This is a genomic window from Streptomyces sp. SID4985, from assembly GCF_009863025.1.
Classification (GTDB): Bacteria; Actinomycetota; Actinomycetes; order Streptomycetales; family Streptomycetaceae; genus Streptomyces.
In genome coordinates this window covers 1-5,870 of record NZ_WWIR01000576.1, presented here as the reverse complement: position 1 = coordinate 5,870, position 5,870 = coordinate 1, and the positions used below count along the sequence as shown (strand labels likewise).

At 70.9% G+C, this 5,870-nt stretch carries 4 protein-coding genes and 1 pseudogene; 1 reads left to right on the top strand and 4 read right to left on the bottom strand.

Annotation, left to right across the window (positions count from 1 at the left end; genetic code table 11):
• The 3 genes and pseudogenes from GTW40_RS24745 to GTW40_RS24735 form a co-directional block, all read right to left on the bottom strand.
• A pseudogene (locus tag GTW40_RS24745) lies at positions 1 to 726 on the bottom strand (ABC transporter permease); the annotation flags it as partial.
• The gene (locus tag GTW40_RS24740) at positions 723 to 1,412 is read right to left on the bottom strand and encodes an ABC transporter ATP-binding protein (RefSeq protein WP_161182380.1); all 690 of its coding nucleotides are present in this window, start codon (positions 1,410 to 1,412) and stop codon (positions 723 to 725) included. The gene GTW40_RS24740 and the pseudogene GTW40_RS24745, both read right to left, overlap by 4 nt.
• Positions 1,409 to 1,933 (bottom strand): PadR family transcriptional regulator, encoded by a 525-nt coding sequence (locus GTW40_RS24735; RefSeq protein WP_161182379.1) that lies wholly within the window; start codon positions 1,931 to 1,933, stop codon positions 1,409 to 1,411. Before GTW40_RS24735 ends, GTW40_RS24740 begins: the two co-directional genes overlap by 4 nt.
• 232 nt (positions 1,934 to 2,165) lie before the next feature.
• Here GTW40_RS24735 and GTW40_RS24730 point away from each other — a divergent pair, with 232 nt between their 5' ends.
• Complete coding sequence (locus GTW40_RS24730; protein WP_161182378.1) at positions 2,166 to 4,484, top strand: transglycosylase domain-containing protein; 2,319 nt, start codon at positions 2,166 to 2,168, stop codon at positions 4,482 to 4,484.
• A gap of 91 nt (positions 4,485 to 4,575) precedes the next feature.
• On the opposite strand, the gene GTW40_RS24725 is transcribed toward GTW40_RS24730, so the two are convergent.
• The coding region (locus tag GTW40_RS24725; protein WP_161182377.1) for an ATP-binding SpoIIE family protein phosphatase at positions 4,576 to 5,870 on the bottom strand (1,295 nt) is incomplete at its 5' end.

Here is a 5,870-nt window from a genome sequence, read left to right as displayed (position 1 = left end):
GTCGGCGCCCACCAGCCGGAGCGCGGCCAGCCTGCGGTCGCGCCGTTCGCCGCCGAAGCGCACGGCGGCCGCGATGAACACGGCGACCGGCAGCAGCAGGGTCACGAAGACGACGATCATCATGAGCAGCAGCACCGGGTCCTTCTCGCGCTGCCACGACTGGGTCTGCCCGAACCGGGTCAGCCGGTCCGCGCGCGCACCGCCCGAACGGGGCTCCAGGCCGTCGGCACCGGCGTAGTAGGCGAGTTCGCGCGGGCCGAGCAGCCCGCTCTCGCCGATGGTTCCGACGATTCTGTACGGCAGCCGCTCGCGCAGCAGCCGGGCGCCGGGGGAGGCGAGCAGGTCCCGCAGCGGCGGGGAGACCACCATCTCGCCCGTGGCCGGGAAGCGGCTCAGTCCCGGCGGCAGCGGGGCCCCGGGGCCCTCCGGCTGGAGGAGCCGGCCCCGGACGTTCTTGTCGTGCCACCAGGTGTCGGTGGCCGCGACGACCACCGTGTTGTCGGCCTTCGGCCGGGGGACCGCGCTGAACGTGAGGTCCTGACGGGACAGTTCACGTTCGTGCCGCGCGTCCAGCATGCGCGGGATCGAGGTCGTCAGCAGCAGCAACGCCACTCCGATGCCGACACCGACCGCCGTCAGTGTCGTACGGACCCACCCCTCGCGCCCTCCGGTCACGGCGAACCGGACCCCCATCCCCAGGTCGCGGGCGTACTGCCGCAGGCTCATCCGGCCCGCTCCATGTCCCGGGTGCGGCCGTCGCGTACGACGATCTCGCGGTCCGAGTAGGCGGCGACCCGGGCCTCGTGCGTGACGAGGACGACGGCCGCGTTCGTGGAGCGGGCGGCGTCGGTGAGCAGCTCCATCACGCGCTCGCCGTTGAGCGAGTCCAGCGCGCCGGTCGGCTCGTCCGCGAACAGCACCCGGGGGCCGGTGACCAGCGCCCGCGCGACCGCGACCCGCTGTCCTTGGCCGCCGGAGACCTCGCCGGGCCGCTTGCGCCTGAGGTCGTCCACCTCCAGGCGCTCCATCCACTCGAGCGCGGCCTTCTCGGCCTCCTTGCGGCCGGTGCCGTTCAGCCGGAGCGGCAGCGCCACGTTCTCCACGCAGGTCAGCTCCGGCACGAGCTGGCCGAACTGGAACACGAAGCCGAACTCGCCGCGCCGCAGGGCGCTGCGCCCGGCGTCGCTCATCGCGGTCAGCTCGTGGTCCGCGTAGGTGATCGTGCCCGCGTCGGGCAGCACGATCCCGGCGAGGCAGTGCAGCAGGGTCGACTTGCCCGAGCCGGAGGGGCCCATCACGGCGACGACCTCGCCGGGGTGGATGGAGAAGTCGGCGCCGTCGAGGGCGGTGGTGGGGCCGTAGGTCTTGCGCAGGTCCCGGGCGTGGAGCAGGGAGCCTTCGGGGGGTATCACGAGGTCACCTCCGTGCGGAGCCGGTCCAGGCGCGCGGCGGTCAGCTCCAGCCAGCGCAGATCGGCCTCAAGATGGAACAGAGCGTGGTCACAGATCAGCTGGTCGGCGAGGTCGCCTCCGCGCTTGCGCTCGGTCAGCCCGCGCATGGCGCGCAGGTGCTCGGAGCGCTGGCTGTCGAGCAGTCCGGCCGCGTCGCGCCGGGTCAGCAGCGCGAGGACGACCTTGGTGTAGAGGGTCGACTGGAGGTACTCGGCGGGCTTCTCGGGGGTGGCGAGCCAGCGCTCGACGTCGGTTATCCCGGCATCGGTGATGGCGTACCGTTTTCGTTCGGGCCCGCCGCCGGACTCGACGCCGTCGATCTCCACCATCCCGTGCTTCAGCAGCCGGGACATGGTCGAGTAAACCTGGCCGTAGTGCAGTGGCCGGTCGTTGCCGAACTTCTCGTCGAAGGCCCGCTTCAGGTCGTAACCGTGCCGGGGGCCGGACTCCAGGAGTCCCAGGAGTGAGTGACCGATGGACATGGCGAGCACTCTACACACGGTGTATACACCGGGTTCATAGTGGGTCCGGATTCAAACTCGTGATGCCTTTCGCGCCCCATGAGGCAACCTTCTGCCCCTTGATTCCGTCGGTTCCGATAGGGCGGGTGCTCATTCTCACGTCCCCAAAAGAGCGGATCAGCCGCTCTTTGTCACATAGAGGGGTGTTAGCTTTCGGAGCTGACCCCGAGACGGAAGCGGAGCGAAGGGACCCATGGGACGAGCGGAAGAGAGACGAGCGCGTCAGCGCGGCGGCCGCCGCGCGGCACCCGGAGGCCGCCGCTCGCCGTCCCCGGCGCCCGGCGCCGGAAAGCCCGCCAAGGGCTGGATACGCAGGCTCTTCACCTGGAAGAAGATCCTCGGGACGTTCCTCGGCTTCTGCCTTCTGGGCATCGGAGCCTTTGTCGCGCTGTATCTGTCGGTGGACATTCCCGAGGGGAATGTGGCCGCCCAGCAGCAGAGCAACATCTACAAGTACAGCGACGGCAAGGTCCTGGCCCGCTCCGGCAAGGTCAACCGTGAGATCGTCGACCTGTCGAAGGTGCCGCGGAAGGTCCAGCTGGACTTCGTCGCCGCCGAGAACAAGTCCTTCTACACGGACCCCGGCGTCGACCTGAAGGGCACCGCGCGCGGCATCATCAACACGCTGGCGGGCCGGGGCAAGCAGGGTGGTTCGACGATCACCCAGCAGTACGTCAAGAACTACTACCTGAGCCAGGACCAGACGGTCACGCGCAAGCTCAACGAGCTGGTCATCTCCCTCAAGGTGGAGCGCGAGAAGTCCAAGAACGACATCCTCGCGGGCTACATCAACACCAGCTACTACGGCCGCAACGCGTACGGCATCCAGGCCGCCGCCCAGGCGTACTACCGCGTCGACGCCCAGAAGCTCACGGTCGCGCAGGGCGCCTATCTGGCCGCCCTGCTCCAGGCGCCCAGCCAGTACGACTGGTCGGCGGCCACGCCCACCGGCCGCAAGCTGGTCACGGACCGCTGGAACTACGTCCTGAACAACATGGTCAAGCAGGGCTGGCTGGACAAGACCGAGCGCGAGTCGCTGAAGTTCCCGTACCCCAAGGACCCCAAGCCCGCACCCGGTCTCGACGGGCAGACGGGCTACCTGGTCGACCTCGCCAACCAGCAGCTCGAACGCCAGCTGATGAAGCAGGAGGGCCTGACCGCCTCCCAGGCGGAGAACGCGGTCATCGGCAAGGGCTGGACGATCACCCTCAACGTCGACCGCAAGAAGCAGGCCGCGCTGGAGAAGGCCGTCAAGACCCAGCTGACCTCCAAGCTCGACCCGAAGAAGCGCAAGGTCGACGGCGACATCCAGGCCGGTGCCGTCTCGGTCGACCCCAAGACGGGCCACGTCCTCGCGCTCTACGGCGGCGAGGACCTCTTCAAGCACTGGACCAACAACGCCACCCGGCCCGACTACCAGCCCGCCTCCACCTTCAAGCCGGTCATCCTCGCCGCCGCGCTGGAGCAGGGCGCCACCACGCAGGACGGCCGCCCCATCGACGCGAACACCGTGTACGACGGCACCAGCCGGCACCCGGTGACCGACCACGGCACCGAGGTCGGCTTCGCGCCGCCCAACGAGGACGACGCCGACTACGGCAAGATCACCGTCCAGCAGGCCATGAACAAGTCCGTGAACTCCGTCTTCGCGCAGATGGGCGTGGACGTCGGCATGAACAAGGTCATGGCCACCGCCAAGCAGCTCGGCATGGACACCGACGGGATGCAGGCGGTACCCGCGCAGACGCTCGGCTCCATGGGCGCCAGCCCGCTGGAGATGGCCGGCATGTACGCCACCCTCGACAACCACGGCAGGAAGGTCACCCCCGCCCTCATCAAGTCCGCGGAGAGCGAGGGGCGCAGCCTGCAGTTGCCGGACCCGATCGGCGACCAGGTGATCAGCCGCAACGCGGCCGACACCGTGAGCTCCGTGCTCACCGGCGTGGTCGACGACGGCACCGCCCGGCAGTCGGTGGCCAACAACCCGCTGCGCAACGGCCAGCAGGTGGCGGGCAAGACCGGTACCTCGGACGAGAACAGGTCCGCCTGGTTCACCGGCTACACGCCCGACCTGGTCACCTCGGTCGGCCTGTTCGGCGAGAACCCCAAGACCGGGGCCCATGTCTCGATGACGGGCGCCACCGGGCTCCTCCCGGCGCCCGGCCGCATCAACGGCGGTGGCTACCCGGCCCAGATCTGGGCCGCGTACACCTTCGGCGTGACCGGGAAGGTCCCCTTCGACCTCGACACCACGCAGGGTGCCGCCGTCGCGCCGACCGACACCCCGACGGTCAGCGAGACCCCGTCCGAGTCGCCCTCGGAGTCGCCCTCCAGCTCGCCGACGGAGTCCGAGCCGCCGACGACCGAGCCGCCGACATCCGCGCCGCCGACCGAGACCGAGACGCGGACCCCGACGACCCCGCCGCCGTCCGAGTCGCCGACCACGGGGGCGCCCACGGACCAGGCCAGCCCGAAGAATCCGTTCGACTTCGGGGGCGACGGCGACAACTGAGACACCCCGCACAGCGCGAAGGGCGCCCGGCGATTCGCCGGGCGCCCTTCGCCGTGCCGTACGGAAAACGCCGTACTCACTCGGTCTCGGCTCAGCTGCCGCTCAGCTCGAACCACACCACCTTGCCGGCGCTCAGCCGGGTCGCGCCCCAGCGCCGGGCCAGCTTGTTGACCAGGTACAGGCCGCGGCCGCCCTCGTCCGTGGCGCGGGCCTGGCACAGCCGGGGCAGGCGCGGGATGTCGTCGGACACCTCGCAGCGCAGCACGTCCGTGCGCAGCAGCCGCACGGACACCGGGCGCGTGGTGTAGCGCACGGCGTTGGTGACGACCTCGCTGACCAGCAGCTCCAGCGAATCCGTCAGGTCCTCCAGGCCCCACTCGGTCAGCGCGGCGCGGGCCAGCCTGCGGGCCTTGCCCGGGGTGGCGTCGTGCGCGTCCAGCGTCCAGTGCTTCACATCGCTGGAGGTGATCCCGTCGAACCGGGCGGCGAGCAGCGCGATGTCGTCGTCCCGGTCGCCCGGGCCGAGCATGTCGAGCACCTCGTCGCACAGGGCCTCCAGCGGCGGCGGATGCCCGGGACCGGTCAGGCGCGCGGTCGCCGTCAGCTTCTCGCGCAGCTGCTCTATGCCCGTCGCCACGTCCCGCAGCCGGGACTCCACCAGGCCGTCGGTGTACAGCAGCAGCGTGGCCCCGGCGGGCGCCTCCAGCTCGACCGCCTCGAAGTCCACCCCGCCGACCCCGATCGGGGCGTTCGGCGGCACGCGCAGCACCTCGGCCTCGCCGCCCAGATGCAGCAGCACCGGCGGGGGATGACCGGCGTTGGCGATGGTGATGCGCTGCGCTATCGGGTCGTAGACCGCGTACAGACACGTCGCCATGCGGTCGGTGCCCAGGCGCTGGGCCTGCTCGTCCAGGTGGTGCAGCACCTCCTGCGGGGGCAGGTCGAGCCCGGCCAGGGTCTGCGCGGTCGTGCGCAGCTGGCCCATGATCGCCGCCGAGGTCATGGAGTGGCCCATGACGTCACCGACGACCAGCGCCACCCGGCTGCCCGGCAGCGGGATCGCGTCGTACCAGTCACCGCCCACCCGCGCGGTCTCCGCCGCGGGCAGATAGCGCGAGGCCAGGCGCACGCCGGTGGGGCGCGGCAGGGTCTCGGGCAGCATCGTGCGCTGCAGCTCGTCGGCGATGTACGCCTCGCGGCCGTAGAGCACCGCCTTGTCGATGCCGAGCGCGCTGTGCGTGGCGAGCTGCGCCGCGACCAGCAGGTCCTCCGCCTCGAACGCCAGGCGCTCCGGGCGGCGCAGGAACAGCGCCGCGCCGATCACCCGGCGCCGTCCGCGCAGCGGCGCGAGGATCGCGTGCTGCCCGTCGGGCACGAGCGCCTCGC